Here is a 16,640-nt window from a genome sequence, read left to right as displayed (position 1 = left end):
TCGGGCTCGCGCTCGGTGCTCCGGGCTCAGGCGATGGACGCGCCGCCGTCGACGAGGATCTCCGCGCCGGTGATGCCCGAGCTCTGGTCGGAGACGAGGAAGAGCACGGTCGCGGCGATCTCCTCGGGACGCAGCAGCCGGCCCAGCGGCATGCCGGAGGCGATCTGCTCGAGGAGCGCGGAGGGGTCGCCGGGGGCCAGGGCCGCGAGCCCGGGCGTCTCGGTCGGCCCGGGCACGACGGTGTTGATGCGGACGCCGCGCGGCGCCAGCTCGGCGGCCCAGGTGCGGGTCATCGTGGCGACAGCCGCCTTCGAGGCCCCGTACAGGCCGAAGCTCTTCTCGGTCCCTGAGCCGGCGGTCGAGCCGGTCACCACTATCGCGGCCCGGTCGGTGAGGTGGGGGAGCGCCCCCTGGACCGTCAGGGCGGTGCCGCGGACGTTGGTCGCGAAGGCCGTGTCGATGTCGTCGGCGGTCACGTCGGCCAGGTCCTTGAACCCGCCTCCGCCCGCATTGGCGTGCACGGCGTCGAGACCGGATCCGCGGGCGGCGACCGCGTCGAAGACCGCTCGCGCGCCGTCGGGCTCCGCAGCGTCCGCGCGGACGACGGTCACGGCGTCGCCGAGCTCCTCCGCCACCGCGTCGAGCTGCTCCTGGCGGCGGCCGGTCACGAACACGTGCGCGCCCTCCTGCACGAACCGGCGGACGACCGCCAGGCCGATGCCCGAGGTCCCGCCCGTCACGAGGGCCGTCCGACCGCTGAGTGCTGCATCCATGAGAATCTCCGTCCGAGTTGTTGACTGATCGTTCTCCTACGGTAGACGTGCTGGATCGATCAGTCAATAACTCGCGCGGATCCCGCTCATCGCCGGGCCGCGCACGCGGAAGCGCACCGCCCCCGGAGAGACGGTGCGCTTCTGCGACGGATCAGACCGCGACGAGCCAGGTGAGCTGCGAGTGCGGCTCGACGATCAGCGGGCCGAGCTCCCTGTTGAACTCGGCTCCGTAGTCGGCCGAGATGTGCGCCTGGAAGGCGTCCTCGTCGCGGTAGACCTCGTAGACGAAGAACCGGGCCGGATCGTCCTCCCGCCGGTAGGGCGTGAACTCGACATTGCCCGGCTCCCGGCGGACCAGGACGGCGAGGTCGGCGATCATGCCGGCGACCGTCTCCTCGTGGCCGGGCTTCGCGGTGAACTCGGCGTAGAGGATGCGGGCGCTCATGCCGTCGCCGCCCCGGTCATGATCGCGACCGCGTCGGTCATCGAGTGCGACTGCGGGGTGATCGTCGCGGCCTTCTTGCCGAGGCGCTGGATGTGGATCCGGTCGGCCACGTCGAAGACGTGCGGCATGTTGTGGCTGATCAGGATGACCGGGATGCCGCGGTCTCGCAGATTGCGCACGAGCTGCAGCACCTGGTTCGACTCGCGGACGCCGAGGGCGGCGGTCGGCTCGTCGAGGACGACGACCTTCGAGCCGAACGCGGCGGCGCGGGCGACGGCCACGGCCTGGCGCTGTCCTCCGGAGAGGTTCTCGACCGGGACCGTGACGTCCTGGAGGGTCGAGATGCCCAGCTCGGTCAGCTCGGCACGCGCCTCCTTGCGCATTCCGGCGGTGTCGAGCATCCGGAAGACGGAGCCGAGGATCCCCTTCTTGCGCTTCTCGCGGCCGAGGTAGAGGTTCGAGGCGACGTCGAGCGCCGGGGAGACGGCGAGGTTCTGGTAGACCGTCTCGATTCCGGCGCCGCGGGCGTCCTGCGGGCGCTTGAACGAGACGGGACGGCCGTCGAGGAGGATCTCCCCCTCGTCGGGGATCTCGGCGCCGGTGAGGCACTTGATCAGCGTCGACTTCCCGGCGCCGTTGTCGCCGATGATGGCGAGGACCTCGCCGGGGTAGAGCTCGAGGCTGACGCCGTCGAGCCCGACCACGCGGCCGAAGGTCTTGACGAGGCGCTTGGCCTGCAGGACGGGGGTGCGGGCGGCGGCGGGAGCGGTGCCCGCGGCGTCGATGAGGGTCACTTGCGAACCTTCCGGATCCACTGGTCGACCGAGACGGCGACGATGATGAGGACGCCGACAGCGAGCGTCTGGTAGAGGACGTCGAGCCCGGCGAGCGAGAGCCCGTTGCGGAAGACGCCGACGATGAGGGCGCCGAGGAGCGTGCCCCAGACCGTGCCGCGCCCGCCGAAGAGGCTGGTGCCGCCGATGACGACCGCGGTGATGGAGTCGAGGTTGAGGTCGGCTCCGGCGTTCGGGCTCGCCGCGTTGGTGCGGCCGATCTGGATCCACGCGCCGATGGCGAGGATCGCGCCGGCGGCGAGGTAGACGCTCATCAGGACGCGGTTCACGCTGATGCCGGCCAGGCGGGCGGCCTCCTTGTCGTCGCCCACCGCGTAGACGTGGCGGCCCCAGGCGGTCTTGCCGAGGATGAACGCGATCACGATGTAGACGAGGAGCATCAGCAGGACGCCGTAGCTGATGCGGACGCCGAGGATGTCGAAGGTGCCGCCGGTGGAGGGCAGCAGGGCCGGCATGTCGGTGCCGCGGACCGTCGATCCGCTCGAGTAGAGGAGCGTCAGCGCGACGAAGATGTTGAGCGTGCCGAGCGTGACGATGAACGGGGGGAGCCGGAGCTTCGTCACGAGCAGGCCGTTGAAGGCGCCGGCCGCGAGGCCGACGACCAGGCCCAGGAGCAGGGCGACGACCGCCGGGAGGCCGTTCTCGGTCGCGGTCTGCGCGATGACCATCGAGGTGAGGACCATGACCGCGCCGACCGAGAGGTCGATGCCGGCGGTGAGGATGATCAGCGTCTGCGCGACGGCGAGGGTGCCGACCACCGCGACCTGCTGCGTGATGAGCGAGAGGTTCGACGGGTCGAGGAAGCGGTCGTTCAGGAGCCCGAAGACGATGACGGCCAGGACGAGGACGACCGCCGGGCTGACGGCCGGATAGCGGTGCAGGACTCCGCGGACGCGGTCCAGCGGCGTGCGGCGGTCGAGGAACTCGCTCGCGAGGTCGAGTGCGGAGGTCGGCGGATTCGGGTCGGTGGTCTTCTGAGCCACGATGGCCTTTCTGGAGTCGCTGGGAGCGGGAGGAGGAGGGCGGGGCGCCGGAGCGCCCCGCCCGCGGGGGGCTACTCGCCCCAGCAGATCCCGGCGGCGTCGTCGGAGGTGATGCTGTCGAGGCCGTCGACGGGGGTGTCGGTCACCAGCTGCGAGCCGGTGTCGAAGAAGTCGAGGCCCTCGCTGGTGCTGGGCTTGGTGCCGTCCTCGGCGAGCTGGGCGATCGCCTCGACGCCGAGCTGGGCCATCTTCACCGGGTACTGCTGCGCGGTGGCGCCGATGAGACCCTCCTTGACGTTCTTCACGCCGGCGCAGCCGCCGTCGATCGAGACAAGCAGGACGTCCTTCTCCTTGCCCGCGGCCTGGAGGGCCTGGTAGGCGCCGTAGGCGGCGGGCTCGTTGATCGTGTAGACGACGTTCACGTCGGGGTTCTTGGACAGGAGCGTCTCCATGGCGGTGCGGCCGCCGTCCTCGGCGCCCTGGGTGGCTTCGTTGCCGACGATCTCGTAGTCGCCGCCGCTGTAGCTGCCGGTCTTCGCCTCGTCGCCGTTGGTCTGGTCGTCGGCGACGTCGATCCCCATGCCGGTGAGGAAGCCCTGGTCGCGGTTGTAGTCGACCGAGACGACCTTGTCGTCGAAGAGGTCGAGCATCGCGATGGTCGCCTTCTTCCCGTCGAGCTGCGCGGCGGTCCACTCGCCGATGGCCTCGCCGGCCTTGAAGTTGTCGGTGGCGAAGGTGATGTCGACGGCGTCGGCGGGGTCGGGCGCCGTGTCGAGGGCGATGACGAAGAGACCGGCGTCGCGCGCCTTCTGGATGGCGTCGACGACGGAGGGGCCGTTCGGGGTGATCAGGATGCCCTTGTCGCCCTTCGAGATCGCGTTCTCGATGGCCTGGATCTGGGTGTCCTCGTCGCCGTCCTCCTTGCCCGCGGCGAGCGTGAGGTTCACGCCGGCGGAGGTGGCCGCCTCCTTGGCGCCGTCCTCCATCGCGACGAAGAAGGGGTTCGTCGTCGTCTTGACGATGAGGGTGACGCCGACGCCGTCTCCGCTGCCGGCGGTGGAGCCGGCGTCGGACGAGCCGGGGCCGGAGCTGGAGCAGGCGGTCATGCCCAGGGCCGCGAGGATCGCGACGGAGCCGAGGCCGATGTACCGGGTGAGGCGAGGGGAACGGTTCGTCATTGAAAGTCCTGTTCATAAGGCGGGAGCAGCCTCCCGACAACGATGTCAGAGGTAGGTCTATCGGTTCGGTGACGCTAAGGTCAAGCGATCCTCCAGAAAGCGAGACCCGACTGTGACATCGTTGTCAGATCGAAGCGGCGCCGGTGCAGGCCGCCGTCCGACCATGAAGCACGTCGCTGCTCTGGCCGGAGTGGGCATCAAGACGGTCTCCCGGGTCATCAACGGCGAGCCGAACGTGTCGGCCGCCACGATCGAGCGGGTGCAGGCCGCCGCCTCGCAGCTGCAGTACCAGCCGGATCTGCACGCCGGGAACCTCCGCCGCTCCAACGGGCGCACCAACACGCTCGGACTGCTGGTGGGCAGCGTGGCGAACCCCTTCTCGGGTGCTCTCCACCGTGCCGTCGAGGACCTCGCGAACGAGCGCGGGGTCGCGGTCTTCGCTTCGAGCCTCGACGACGACCCGGCCCGTGAGCGCTCCTCGGTGAACGCCTTCGTCTCGCGGCGCGTCGACGGGCTCATCCTGACCACGGTCGCGCCCAGCCAGGCCTACCTGGGCGTCGAGGTCGACCGCGGCACGCCTGCGGTGTTCGTCGACCGCGTCCCCTCGGGGATCACGGCGGACGCGGTGATCACCGACAACGCCGCCGGCATCGCCCGCGCGGTGGGGCACCTCGCCTCCTTCGGGCATCGCCGCATCGCGTTCCTGGGCGACCGGCCCGAGATCTTCACCGCGCAGGAGCGGGAGCGCGGCTTCCTCGAGGAGATGAGCCGGCTCGGCCTGCCGGTGCCGCCCGCGTACGTGCGCCACGGCGCCCACGACGAGCACGCGGCGGAGGAGATGGCGACCGCTCTGCTCGACCTCGAGGTGCCGCCGACCGCCATCGTCGGCGGGCAGAACCTGATCACGATCGGCGTGCTGGCCGCGCTCCGCCGTCGTGGCGCGCACGGAAGAGTCGCCCTGATCGGCTTCGACGACATCCCCCTGGCGGAGCTCCTCGAGCCCGCCGTCTCGGTGATCGCGCAGAACCCCGCGGTCATCGGGCGGACGGCCGCCGAGCGGGTGTTCGTCCGCCTCGACGGCGAGGACGAGCCGGCGCAGACGTTCGTGATCCCCACCGAGCTGATCGCCCGCGGCTCCGGCGAGGTGCCCTGCCCCGACTGAGAGGCGGTGGGACGGGATCTGATCTTTCTCGCAGGCCGCTCTTGAATTGTCCGGAGGACAGTCCGTAGATTGCCCAGCAATTGACAACGTTGTCACTCGTGACACGCGCAACGAAGGGCGTTCTTCCGTGCTTTCTCCTCATCGCTCGCTCCCACGGCGCAGCGGCCTGGTGTCCGTCGCCGCCGCGCTCTGCCTCGTCGGCGGCGGGCTGTCCGTCCCCGCTGTCTCCGCCGCTCCGCTCGACGCGGCAGCGGAGACCTACCGTCCGGCGATCCACTACTCGCCGACGAAGAACTGGATGAACGACCCGAACGGGCTCGTGTACTACGAGGGGATCTACCACCTCTACTACCAGTACAACCCGCAGGGGACGCGCTGGGGGAACATGAGCTGGGGCCACGCCACCAGCACCGACCTCACGCACTGGACCGAGCAGCCGCTCGCGATCCCGGGCGATGCGGAGTCGGACATCTTCTCCGGCTCGATCGTCGTGGACAAGGACAACACCTCCGGATTCGGCACCGCCGAGAACCCGCCCCTGGTGGCGATGTACACGGCCGCGTACAAGACGGGGGAGCAGGCGCAGGCGCTCGCGTACAGCACCGACGCCGGGCAGACGTGGACGAAGTACGAGGGCAACCCGGTCATCGACCGTGACCAGAACGACTTCCGCGACCCGCACGTGTTCTGGTACGACGGCGGCACTCCGGAATCCTCCTACTGGGTGGTCGTCACCGTGGAGGCCGACGATCACAAGGTCCTGCTGCACAAGTCGACGGACCTCAAGAACTGGACCGAGCTCAGCGAGTTCGGCCCGGCCAACGCGACCGGCGGCGTCTGGGAGTGCCCGGACCTGTTCCCGCTGGCGGTCGACGGCGACCCGTCGAACATCAAGTGGGTCATGGTCGTCAACCTCAACCCGGGGGCGGTGGGCGGCGGCTCCGGCGGCCAGTACTTCGTCGGCGACTTCGACGGCACCACCTTCACCTCCGAGTCGACCGTCGGCTCCGACACCCTCCCCGAGGGCACGACCCTCGCCGGGTTCGACGACGGGACGTACAACGGCTGGACCGTGGACAACGAGCCCGGCAACTGGAAGAACGGGCCCTTCGGCTCCGCCCCCGCCACCGGTCCGATCGACGGCCAGCAGACCGTCACCGGCTTCTCGGGGACGGGACTGATCAACGGCTTCAACGACGGCGACTGGCCGGTCGGCACGATGGAATCGCCCGACTTCACCGTGGACCAGGACCACCTGAACTTCCTCGTCGGCGGCGGCAACCACCCGCACGTCGACGGCACGCAGCTCGCCAACGATCCGCCCGCCGGGAGCGAGCTGCTCTTCGAGGGCTTCGAGTTCCCGGACCAGCAGGGCCTCGCGGACAACGGCTGGGCAGTGACCGGCGACCTCGCCGGCGGCACCAACCCCTCGACCAGCGGCGGCGAGTTCTTCCTCGGCCAGAAGCGGATCAACACCTTCGACGGCGGACCGAAGGGCGACGACAACCTCGGCACCCTGACCTCGCCGGAGTTCACGATCGACAAGAGCCACCTGAGCATGCTCGTCGGCGGGGGCTTCCGCCCCGAGGGTGACGCCCAGGCCCTCGAGGTGCAGCTCGTCGTCGACGGCGAGGTCGTGCAGACCACCGCCGGCACGAACGACGGCGCCCTGAACTGGAAGAGCTGGGACGTCTCGGCCTACCAGGGGAAGGCGGCGCGGATCGTCGTCGTGGACGACGCGACCGGCGGCTGGGGTCACCTGACGGTCGACCACATCGTGCTCGCCGACGCCCCGGCGCAGGTCCGCTCCAACGAGACGAGCGTGAACCTCGTCGTCGACGGGGAGATCGTCCGCACTGCGACCGGCAGCGACAGCGAGACGCTGGACTGGAAGAGCTGGGACGTCGCGGACCTCGCCGGCCGCACGGCGCACCTGCAGGTCGTCGACAACAACCGCGCCGGCTGGGGCCACATCCTCGCCGACCAGTTCATGCTCGCCGACGAGCCCGCGCAGAGCCGCCTCGTCGACTACGACTGGCTCGACTGGGGCCGCGACTACTACGCAGGGGTCACCTTCGACAACGCGCCCGACGACAAGCGGATCATGATCGCGTGGATGAACAACTGGCAGTACGGCGAGGCCATCCCGACCGGGACCTGGCGGGGAGCGATGGCCCTCCCGCGTGAGCTCTCCCTCGAGACCGTCGACGGCGCCCCGAAGCTCGTGCAGAAGGTCGTCGATCAGACCGCGGCCCTCGAGCGCGGCGACGAGGCGTTCACGCTGGGTGCCACGGACATCGCCGACGGTGAGACCGCACTCCCGGCTGCCGCCGAGGGCAGCGTCTACAAGCTCGACGCCGTCTTCAGCGCCGGGGACGCCGACTCCTTCGGCCTCTCGGTCCGCAACTCCGCTGACGGCTCCCAGCGCACGCCGATCACCTACGACGTCGCGTCCGGTCAGCTGAGCGTCGACCGCACCCGCTCGGGCGACATCGGCTTCGACGCCGACTTCCCGTCGGTCGAGACCGCACCCGTGGCGCTCGACGACGGCGAGCTGCACCTCGAGCTCTACGTCGATCACGCCTCCGTCGAGACGTTCGCGCAGGGCGGCCGCGCGACGATCACCGACCAGGTCTTCCCCCACCCGAGCAGCACGGGAGTCTCGCTCCTCTCCTCCGGAGGGACGGCGCGCCTCGAGAGCCTGACGGTCACACCGCTCACTCCGTCGATGTTCACCGATCCGGCGGCGGTCGCCTCGCTGACCCCCGCGGGCGCGGCGCAGACCGTCGAGACCGGAGCGGCGATCACCGGCCTCGGAGTCACCGCAGCGAACGCGGCCGGCGAGCCGGTGGCGGGCGCGGACGTCGCGTACACGATCGAGGGTCCGGCCCGCTTCGCCGACGGAGGCACGACCGCCGCCGCGACGACCGGCGCCGACGGCTCCGCTCCGCTCCCCGCGGCCACGGCGGGCCCCGGCACGGGTGCCGTCTCGATCACCGCGGTCTCGGGAGGCGTCAGCCGGCTCCTCCCCGTCGTCACCGTCGTCGCCCCGGCGACCCGGGTCGACGTCGACGTGACGATCACCGGCGTGAAGCGCGGCGGCTCGGTCGTGCTGACCGCCACCGCGACCAACGAGGGGAGCACGCCGGTCCGTCTCAGCATCCCGACGGCCTTCGGTGAGCTGAAGGTCGCCTCGCTGGCGGCGGGCCGCACGAAGACCGTCTCGGTCGACACGCACCTCTCCCGGGTGCCGTCGGGCTCGTTCCGCGTGACGGCGACCGCACCGGACGGGACCCGGGAGACCTTCCGGGTGGCGTACCGCGGCACCGGCAAGTAGCGGCGAGGAGGGGCGGCGGCTCCGGGCTGGACCCGGGGCTGCCGCCCCTTTCCCGCGCCCGCTGCCGGCCGACGGACGAGCCTGTCGCGCGAACGGGACTCCGATGCGTCACGAACGGTCGTCACGCGCGCCCGGAAGCGACCGTTCGTGACGCCTCGATCGCGGGCCGCGGACCGTGCGCGGGGAACGCCGCACGGAGAGAGGCCGTCAGGCGAGCGGCTCGCGGTCGCGGGTCAGCGGGGCCGCCCGCAGCGCCCGCATGTAGATCCCGTACCGCCGCAGCTGGCCGGCCGCCGCCGCCGCGCGTCCGGGGCGCAGGTCGGACAGCCGGTACACCAGCATCCGCGACGCCATCCCCGTGAGCACGACCGCCCGCCAGGCCTGCTGCTGCAGGTCCGAGCGCGCCATCCGCCAGCCGTACAGGTCGAAGAGGTTGACGATCCAGGCGGTGCCGACGCGGCCGTCGACGCCGCTCGAGGAGCCGCCCATCGCGTGCAGGGCGTGCAGGCGCGGATCGAGGACCACGCGCAGGCCCTCGGCGCGCAGGCGGAGGCAGATCTCGACGTCCTCGGCGTACATGAACCAGCGGTCGGTGAGTCCGCCGACGCGGTCCCAGACGGCCAGCGGGATCATCAGGCAGCCGCCGCTCACCCAGTCGACGTCGCGCGGGCGGCCGTGCAGGTCGGCGGCGAACAGGTAGTGGCCCTCGAAGGAGGGGAAGCGCCGGCCGAGGCGCGAGAGGCCGGTCTGGTGCAGGAGCATCCGGCGGACCGTGGGGGCGTGGCCGGCGGCGACGATCACGACGTCCTCGCCCTCGTTCTCGAGGAGGGGGGAGACGGCGCCGATCGTCGGATCGCTGTCGAGGAGTGACGCGAGCGAGCCGACGACCTCCGCCGAGATCTGCGCGTCGGGGTTCAGCAGCAGCAGGTGCCGGCCGGTGGCGTGGGCGGCGCCGAGGTTGACGGCCCGCGAGAATCCGGCGTTCTCGGTGTTCTCGACGACATGGACGTCCGGGTACTCGGCGCGCAGCACGGCGACCGTCTCGTCGCGCGAGAGGTTGTCGACCACCAGGATCTCGACGCTCTCGTCGCGGCCGGCGAGCGCGTCGAGGCAGGAGCGGATGACGCCGATGCTGTTGTAGGTGACGATCACGATCGACACGGACGGCCCGCTCACGGCAGCACCGCCACCATCGCGGCGCGCAGCCGGGCGACCACGGCGTCCCAGCTGTAGTACTCGAGCACCGGAGTCGGATCGAGCGGCTCCGGCGGGTCGGCGACGAGCTCGCGGATCGACGCCGCGATCGCCGGCACGTCGCGCGGATCGACCAGGCGGGCGTGCTCGCCGAGGATCTCGCGGAACACGGGGATGTCGCTGGCGAGGATCGGCGTGCGGCAGGCCAGGGCCTCGAGGGTCGGCAGGCCGAAGCCCTCGTCGAGGGTGAGGAAGAGGAACAGTGCGGCGTTCTCGTAGAGCCAGCGCAGCTCCTCGGTCTCGATCCGCCCGAGCAGGCGCACCGAGCCGTCGTCGAGTGCGGCGCGCACGGCCGGAGGGAACTCGGTGCGGACGCCCGAGGCCTCGCCGACGACGAGGAGCGGGAAGGAGGGGGAGAGCACTCCCGAGGCGAGAGCGGCCTCGATCGTGGTCGCGAGGTTCTTGCGCGCGTTGAGGCGGCCGACGGCGAGGAGGAAGCCGTCGAGGTCGTCGACGCCGGCGGGCGCCACGGGCTCCGCGGCGGCGAACGCCCGGTTGAGGCCGAGGCCGACGGGCACGGCGCTCGTCGCGGCGGACGTGCGGACGATCCGGCGCGACTCCGCGACGCTGCTCGCGATCACCACGTCGGCGCGGCGGACGCTGAGCGGCATGAGCGAGAAGTAGGCGCGCTCCCTCCGCGTGAACCACTCCGGATTCGTGAGGAAGAGGAAGTCCTGGATGAACACCGAGGACCGCCCCAGAAGGGGGGTGAAGTTGTGCGCCAGTGTGATGTCCGGACGCAGTCGGAGAGAGAGCAGAGAGAGTTCGATAACGGCGCTGATCCCCTGCGGCCGGAGTCTTGTCGGCACTACTCGGGCGATTCCCGCTAACTCCCGTCTCGCCGTCTCCACCCCCGTCAGGGGGACAGCAACGACAAGGGAATCCTCAGGAAAGAGTCGCGCCCAGGAGAAGGTGATCTCTCGCATGACCTCACGGTTGGAGATCGGGCCGCGAATCCACCAATTACCATCGAGCAGGACCCGTAGGGATCCTCGGTGCGAACCTGTGCCGGGCATTCGACCCCTGTCTGGGAATGGGTTCTCATGGATGTCCCGACTGTAGCGAACGGACTCCTGCACCGGACGCCCACGAGTACCGGCCCGAGGGTCGCCGCACCGAGGAGAGGGCCCCATGAGAGCTCGACGCCGCACTGCACTCGTCCGCTGGGCCGTCGCCGCGCTGGGGGCGGTCGTGGTGCTCAACGCGGTCGTCGTCGCCCAGACGCAGGTGGGCTCGGACGCGACCGCCGACTTCCTGAGCTCGGTCACGGCGCTGACCAACATCCTCTCGATCGCCGCCTTCGCGATCGCGGGCCGGAGCGCCTGGCGATCCGCGCGATCCGGGGGCAGGAGGAGTGCTGCGGCGCACGGGGAGTCGCGGGCGATCACGGCGATGCGCACCCTGAACACCGCCACGCTGCTGAGCATGTCGGGCCTGTTCCTGGTGATCTACGGGCCCGCCGTGCTCGGCGATCCGGCTCAGCTGAACCCGAGCACGGTGGTCCTGCACGTGCTCGTGCCGGCGCTCGCGCTGGTCGAGCTGCTCGCCGTCCCGGGCGCCCGCCCGGTCGACCTCCGGCTGGTCTGGGCGGTGATGGTGTTCCCCGTCCTGTGGTTCGCCTACACCTTCGCCCGGGGCGCTCTCACGTCGCGCTACGTGTACGAGTTCCTCGACCCGGAGCTCTCCGGCGGGGAGCGGATCATCGTCGGGATGACCGTCCTGATCCTCTCGATCTTCTTCCTGATGGGTGTCGCGATCCTGTCCCTCCAGCGGTGGCGAACGGCGGTCCGTTCGCCGCTAGTATGAGCGCCAATACCCGCCTTCGGGGGTGCGAGTTAGGCCGTCGAACGAATGCTGTGCACCGTCGCATACGCCTGGTATTGCGACAGCAGATTTCGTCCGGCGATCGCCTGCGACGAGGCGACGCACAACAAAGGGAGAACCGGGACATGGGCAGGTCGGTCGCCATTATCGGCACGCGGGGCTATCCCAGTTACTACGGGGGATTCGAGACAGCCGTCCGACGTCTCGCGCCGTTCCTGGCGGAGCAGGGATGGGAGGTCACGGTCTACGGAAGGCCGGGCACCACGGCCCTGCAGGACCCGGACCGCGACGAGCGGGTGATCACCCGGCAGACACGGGGAGTCGAGAGCAAGTCGCTCAGCACCCTCTCCTACGGGCTCACGGCCGCTCTCGACGCGGCGAAGCGCAAGCCCGACGTCGCCCTGGTGCTCAACTGCGCCAACGGCTTCTGGCTGCCGATCCTCAAGCAGCGCGGCATCCCCACCGTCGTCAACGTCGACGGCATCGAGTGGGACCGCGCCAAGTGGGGCCGCTTCGCGAAGTTCGTCTTCCACCAGGGCGCGGTCTGGACCGCCCGCCACGGCGACCGCATGGTCTACGACGCCGCGGCGATCGAGACGCGCTGGAAGCGGGAGTTCGGCCGCGACGGCGACGTCATCCCCTACGGCGGCGACGTCCCGCCGGAGCACCCGGTCGAGCCGGGGCTCACCCACCGCGGCTACGCGCTGATCGTGGCGCGCTTCGTCCCCGAGAACACGGTGCCCGAGTTCATCGAGGCGGCCGAGCGGATCGCGCGGACCCACGACGTGGTCGTCGTCGGCTCCTCCGGCTACGGCGGTCCGATCGACCAGGCGGTCAGCGCCCTCGCGCAGCAGAACGCGCGGGTGCACTGGTTCGGGCACGTCAGCGACGACACCCGTCTCCACTCTCTCTGGCAGCACGCCGGGGCCTACTTCCACGGGCACAGCGTCGGCGGCACCAACCCGGCTCTCGTGCAGGCGATGGCCTGCGGGGCTCCGGTCGTCGCCCGCGACACCGTCTTCAACCGCGAGGTGCTCCAGGAGGCGGGGCGCTTCGTCGCTCCGACCCCGGACGCGATCGCCGAGGGCGTGCTCGCCGTGCTGAACGACCCGATCGAGCAGGAGCGGCTCTCGTACCGCGGGCATCTGCGCGCCGTGCACTCCTACTCCTGGGCCGAGGTGAACGCCGGCTACGAGCGCTCGCTGCTCAGCGTCATCGCCGAGCGGGCCTCCGCGGGAGCGAGCAGGAGCCGGGCGTGAGGGCCCCGCGCGACCTCGGCTACGACGACCTCCTCATCAGCTACCACGTCGGCCCGCTGACGGGCGTGACCGCGGAGCGTGTGCGCACCGCGCTGCGCGACCTCCTCCTCTCGCCCCGGGGCGCCGTGCTCCTGCGGCGCCGCACCCGGCTCCGCGGGTGGCGCCGCATCGACGCGGCGGCCGCCCTGGACGCCGCCGAGCGCGCCGTGCGGATCGTCGCCGGCCCGCTCGAGCGCGAGGACCTGGCGCACCGCCTGCTGGCCCCGCAGTTCGCGGCGGGCGAGCTGCCGGTCCGGATCCTGTTCGACGGCGCGACGCTCGGCTTCACCCTCCCGCACGCCCTCTTCGACGGCACCGGAGCGACCGCGGTCGTGGCGCTCGTGATCGAGAAGCTGGGCGCCCCGGGAGCCGATGACACCGCTGGGAAGCCGCTCGCCGCCGCTCCGCTGCGCGAGATCGTGGAGCGCTTCGAGCTGACGGGCCTCGCCGGAGCGAGGAGGGCCCGCGACACCTTCCGCACCCTGACCGCCGCGACCGGCACCGGCTACCAGCTCGACACGACCCTCTCGAAGGAGGAGTCGGACCGTCGCGCCCGCCTGGTGACCGCCGTCCTGGGCCCGGAGACGCTGCGCGCGATCGCCGCGACTCCGGAGCAGGCGCGTGAGGGCCGGCGCCCCGCCCGTCCGCCCGTGTCGCTCAAGACCGCGAGCCTCGTGCTCCGCTGCCTGCAGGACTGCGCCGCGGACGGCCTCGACTTCCGCGTCGTCGTCCCCGTCGACGGCCGCCGCTGGGTCGCGAAGGGCACCGACGTCAGCGGCAACCTCTCTCCCTCCCTCCCGCTCGGCCGCCTCCGCGCCGACGACTGGTCCGCGACCTCGCTCCTCGAGCGGCTGTCCGCGGCCACCAGGTCCGGCCTCCCCGCGACCTGGCTGCTGGCGAGCGCGCTGCTCAGCGTCAAGAACCTCCTGCAGCACCCGCTGGCGGCCCTGCGCCCGCCGACCGGGACGCCGCGCGTGCCGTGGGAGATCCACGTCTCGCTGCCCTCGACCGAGGTGCCCGTCGCACAGGAGCTGCTGCCGCGGATCGAGCCGGACACCATGGTCGGCGGGATGCCCGCCCACCTGCGCTTCCCGCTCGGCGTCTGGGTCGAGGTCGCGCCGATGCGCGACAGCATGCACCTGACCGTCCACGACGAGACCGGCACCTTCGCTCTCGACGGCTTCGAGGAGCGGCTGCTCGCCGCCGTCGGTGCCCGGGCCGCGGAGGCCTCGTGAGCGGGCTGCTGCGCCTCCTGAACTCCCCGATCACCATGCTCGCGAGCCGCCTCTCGGTGGCGGCGCTCGGGCTGGTCAGCGCCCCGCTGATCGCGCAGGCCCTCGGCCCGAGCGGACGCGGCGAGACGGCCGCGGCCCTCGCCTCGATGTACCTGATCCCGATCGTGCTCGCGCTCGGCATGCCCCTCGAGATCCGTCGGCGCGTTCTCGCCGCGGCGGGCGACCTGGGCGCGGTGCGCACGGCCAGGCGGCTCGCGCTGCTGACCGCGATCCCGGCGGCGCTGATCGCCTGGCTGCTCACCTCCACCCTCCTCTCGGCGCTCGACGAGGCGGCCACGATCGCGGTGTTCGTCGCGATCACCGGCACCCCGCTCATGGTCTGCTGGATGATCGACATCGGCGTCGTCGGGGCGCAGCGCCGCTTCGGAGCGGTCGCGCTGCTCCAGGCCACGCAGCCGCTGGTCTACGTCGGCGGGATCGTGGTGCTGTTCCTCCTCGACTCGATCACCGTCTCGGGCGTGATCTGGTCGAACTTCGCCGGCTCCGTGATGACCGCGCTGATCGGCTCGCTGCTCAACCGACCCCGCGGAGCCGCTCCGGCGCCCTGGCGGCCGCTCGTCCGCGGCTCCGTCACCTTCTACGGCGCGCAGGCCTCGGACGCCGCGTACCAGCGCCTCGACCAGGTGATCATGCTGCCGCTGATCGGCTCGCACCAGGCCGGTCTCTACTCGGTCGCCGTGACGATCGGCACGCTGCCCGTGTTCCTCGCGCACGCGGTCGCCGCTCCGGTCTTCTCGGACATCAGCCGGACGGAGGGGGGCGCCCGCGTCACCGCGACCGGCGACGCGCTGCGCTCGGCCTTCGCGGTCGGCCTGGCCTCGGCCGTGTTCCTCGCCGTCGTCACCCCCTGGGGCGTGCCGTTCCTCTTCGGCGACGAGTTCGCGGAGGCGATGCCCGCGGTCTTCTTCGCGATCCTCGGCTCCGTCTTCGTGGTCGTCACCGTCAGCGCCGGCGAGGTGCTCTCGGCGCGCAACCGCGGCATCAGCCTCACCGTCGCGCAGGGCGCCGGGCTGATCACCTGCCTCGTGCTCCTGTTCGCCTTCGGCCCGGCGAACGGCGCGATCGCCGCCGCCATCGCCAACGCGAGCGGGATCCTGATGGCGCTGGTGGTGATGGTGCTCGCGATCCGGCCCCCGGCGCGGACCATCGTCCCGCGGCCCTCCGACGTGCCGCTGGTCGTCCGGCGCCTCACGATGCGGGGCGGCGCGGCATGACCCGCACCGCGGCGCCGCTGCCCCGGGCGGGCTCCCGCACGGTCGCCCGCGGACCGGTGCGCACCCGCCGCACGCTCCGCGCCCTCCTCGGCCGCGACGGGCTCGGCCTGCCGTGGCTGGGCGTCCTGCTGCTGGTCTTCGCCCTCCCCGCGAACGGAGTCGCCTCCGCGTTCCTGCCGGGCGCCTCGGCGACCGCGTTCGGCGCGATCAAGGACGCCACCATCCTCGGACTCTTCCTGCTCGTGCTGGTCAGCGGGCGGATCAAGCGGGTGCCGGTGCCGATCGTCGTGCTCGTGCTGATGATCGTCGGCCTCGGCGCCGTCTCGGCCGTGTGGACGGAGAACCCGATCCAGGCCGCCTACGGCTGGCGCAACGACTTCCTGCCGTTCCTCGCGCTCATCGTGGTGCCCGCGTTGCTCCAGAAGCGCCACCTCGGGATCCTCGCGACCGCGTTCGTCGTCGCGCTGCAGCTCTCGTCGATCACGACGATCCTCACCTGGAACCAGGGGCTCGACTGGCTGTTCACCCTCGGGGTGTTCCCGCTGGCTCCCGGGACGCCGTTCCCCTCCTCCCTCTTCGTCGCCGGCAGCATCGTGCCCCGCGGCTTCAGCCCCTACAGCGCCCCGAACGAGAGCGCCGTCGCCGTCACGATCGCGCTCGCCGTGCTGTGGACCCGCCCCCGATGGCCGCTGTGGCTGAAGGGCGCTCTGACGCTCCTGCCGCTGGTGGCCGTCTACCTGACGCAGTCCCGGAGCGGCTACATCGGCCTGGCGATGCTCGCGGTGACCCTGGTGGCCTGGGCGCTGTTCCGCGCGAAGCCGATGCTGGTGTGGGCGATGCTCACCGTGACCACGGCCGCGGCCGTCGGCGGAGTCACGCTCTACCTCTACATCGACAAGGTGATCTCGCACGTCGCCGACCCGTCGCTGATCGGCCACAGCGACAGCCTGCTCGAGAACATCCCGCTGCTCGTCGCGCACCCGTTCGGCTTCGGCCTCGGCAAGGTCGGCCCGCGCGCGCAGC

Annotated in this window: 14 protein-coding genes; 7 read left to right on the top strand and 7 right to left on the bottom strand. The window is 71.5% G+C overall.

What is annotated here, in order from left to right; all coding sequences use genetic code 11:
- Positions 1-26: 26 nt before the first annotated feature.
- The 5 genes from C5C82_RS11615 to C5C82_RS11595 form a co-directional block, all read right to left on the bottom strand.
- Complete coding sequence (locus C5C82_RS11615) at positions 27-773, bottom strand: SDR family NAD(P)-dependent oxidoreductase (protein WP_104355107.1); 747 nt, start codon at positions 771-773, stop codon at positions 27-29.
- Between the two features lie 151 nt (positions 774-924).
- Positions 925-1,218, bottom strand: a complete 294-nt coding sequence (locus C5C82_RS11610; protein WP_104250283.1) for a putative quinol monooxygenase — start codon at positions 1,216-1,218, stop codon at positions 925-927.
- Positions 1,215-2,012: an ATP-binding cassette domain-containing protein gene (locus C5C82_RS11605; RefSeq protein ID WP_104250284.1), complete on the bottom strand. Its 798-nt coding sequence runs from the start codon at positions 2,010-2,012 to the stop codon at positions 1,215-1,217. The genes C5C82_RS11610 and C5C82_RS11605 overlap by 4 nt, the downstream gene beginning before the upstream one ends.
- Positions 2,009-3,055: an ABC transporter permease gene (locus C5C82_RS11600; RefSeq protein ID WP_104238958.1), complete on the bottom strand. Its 1,047-nt coding sequence runs from the start codon at positions 3,053-3,055 to the stop codon at positions 2,009-2,011. Before C5C82_RS11600 ends, C5C82_RS11605 begins: the two co-directional genes overlap by 4 nt.
- Before the next feature lie 71 nt (positions 3,056-3,126).
- The gene (locus C5C82_RS11595; RefSeq protein WP_104238959.1) at positions 3,127-4,233 is read right to left on the bottom strand and encodes a substrate-binding domain-containing protein; all 1,107 of its coding nucleotides are present in this window, start codon (positions 4,231-4,233) and stop codon (positions 3,127-3,129) included.
- Between the two features lie 163 nt (positions 4,234-4,396).
- Between C5C82_RS11595 and C5C82_RS11590 the strand changes: the two genes are divergently transcribed.
- Both C5C82_RS11590 and C5C82_RS11585 read left to right on the top strand, forming a co-directional pair.
- Positions 4,397-5,395 carry a LacI family DNA-binding transcriptional regulator gene (locus C5C82_RS11590; protein ID WP_104355106.1) on the top strand — a complete coding sequence of 333 codons (999 nt, stop codon included), beginning with the start codon at positions 4,397-4,399 and terminating at the stop codon, positions 5,393-5,395.
- Between the two features lie 298 nt (positions 5,396-5,693).
- Complete coding sequence (locus tag C5C82_RS11585) at positions 5,694-8,732, top strand: GH32 C-terminal domain-containing protein (protein WP_104355112.1); 3,039 nt, start codon at positions 5,694-5,696, stop codon at positions 8,730-8,732.
- A gap of 207 nt (positions 8,733-8,939) precedes the next feature.
- Here the strand turns inward: C5C82_RS11585 and C5C82_RS11580 are convergent, their stop codons facing one another.
- Together C5C82_RS11580 and C5C82_RS17620 are read right to left on the bottom strand one after the other, a co-directional pair.
- Entirely contained in the window at positions 8,940-9,893 is a 954-nt protein-coding gene (locus C5C82_RS11580; protein ID WP_181133667.1) for a glycosyltransferase family 2 protein, read from the bottom strand.
- Positions 9,894-9,904: 11 nt separating this feature from the next.
- A complete protein-coding gene (locus tag C5C82_RS17620; RefSeq protein ID WP_181133668.1) occupies positions 9,905-10,672 on the bottom strand; it encodes a glycosyltransferase family 1 protein in 768 nt (255 codons plus the stop codon).
- Positions 10,673-11,117: 445 nt separating this feature from the next.
- Between C5C82_RS17620 and C5C82_RS17615 the strand changes: the two genes are divergently transcribed.
- The 5 genes from C5C82_RS17615 to C5C82_RS11550 form a co-directional block, all read left to right on the top strand.
- Positions 11,118-11,792, top strand: coding sequence for a Pr6Pr family membrane protein (locus C5C82_RS17615; protein ID WP_181134437.1), 675 nt, complete (start codon positions 11,118-11,120; stop codon positions 11,790-11,792).
- 143 nt (positions 11,793-11,935) lie between these two features.
- Positions 11,936-13,069, top strand: coding sequence for a glycosyltransferase (locus C5C82_RS11565; protein WP_104256434.1), 1,134 nt, complete (start codon positions 11,936-11,938; stop codon positions 13,067-13,069).
- On the top strand, positions 13,066-14,343 hold the full coding sequence (locus C5C82_RS11560) for a hypothetical protein (RefSeq protein WP_104355104.1): 1,278 nt from the start codon (positions 13,066-13,068) through the stop codon (positions 14,341-14,343). Before C5C82_RS11565 ends, C5C82_RS11560 begins: the two co-directional genes overlap by 4 nt.
- Positions 14,340-15,617: a lipopolysaccharide biosynthesis protein gene (locus C5C82_RS11555; RefSeq protein WP_104238965.1), complete on the top strand. Its 1,278-nt coding sequence runs from the start codon at positions 14,340-14,342 to the stop codon at positions 15,615-15,617. The genes C5C82_RS11560 and C5C82_RS11555 overlap by 4 nt, the downstream gene beginning before the upstream one ends.
- The coding region (locus tag C5C82_RS11550) for an O-antigen ligase family protein (protein ID WP_146085984.1) at positions 15,614-16,640 on the top strand (1,027 nt) is incomplete at its 3' end. The genes C5C82_RS11555 and C5C82_RS11550, both read left to right, overlap by 4 nt.

Origin of the sequence: Rathayibacter sp. AY1D5 (assembly GCF_002932515.1) — a bacterium.
Classification (GTDB): Bacteria; Actinomycetota; Actinomycetes; order Actinomycetales; family Microbacteriaceae; genus Rathayibacter.
The sequence above is the reverse complement of the archived record's forward strand: the minus strand, read 5'-3'. Positions and strand labels throughout refer to the sequence as shown.

What these genes read in the sequence shown, in the direction of transcription:
- C5C82_RS11615 (WP_104355107.1), bottom strand. Translation starts at nt 773, where the DNA reads ATGGATGCAGCACTCAGCGGTCGGACGGCCCTCGTGACGGGCGGGACC.
- C5C82_RS11610 (WP_104250283.1), bottom strand. Translation starts at nt 1,218, where the DNA reads ATGAGCGCCCGCATCCTCTACGCCGAGTTCACCGCGAAGCCCGGCCAC.
- C5C82_RS11595 (WP_104238959.1), bottom strand. Translation starts at nt 4,233, where the DNA reads ATGACGAACCGTTCCCCTCGCCTCACCCGGTACATCGGCCTCGGCTCC.
- C5C82_RS11590 (WP_104355106.1), top strand. Translation starts at nt 4,397, where the DNA reads ATGAAGCACGTCGCTGCTCTGGCCGGAGTGGGCATCAAGACGGTCTCC.
- C5C82_RS11585 (WP_104355112.1), top strand. Translation starts at nt 5,694, where the DNA reads ATGAACGACCCGAACGGGCTCGTGTACTACGAGGGGATCTACCACCTC.
- C5C82_RS17615 (WP_181134437.1), top strand. Translation starts at nt 11,118, where the DNA reads ATGAGAGCTCGACGCCGCACTGCACTCGTCCGCTGGGCCGTCGCCGCG.
- C5C82_RS11565 (WP_104256434.1), top strand. Translation starts at nt 11,936, where the DNA reads ATGGGCAGGTCGGTCGCCATTATCGGCACGCGGGGCTATCCCAGTTAC.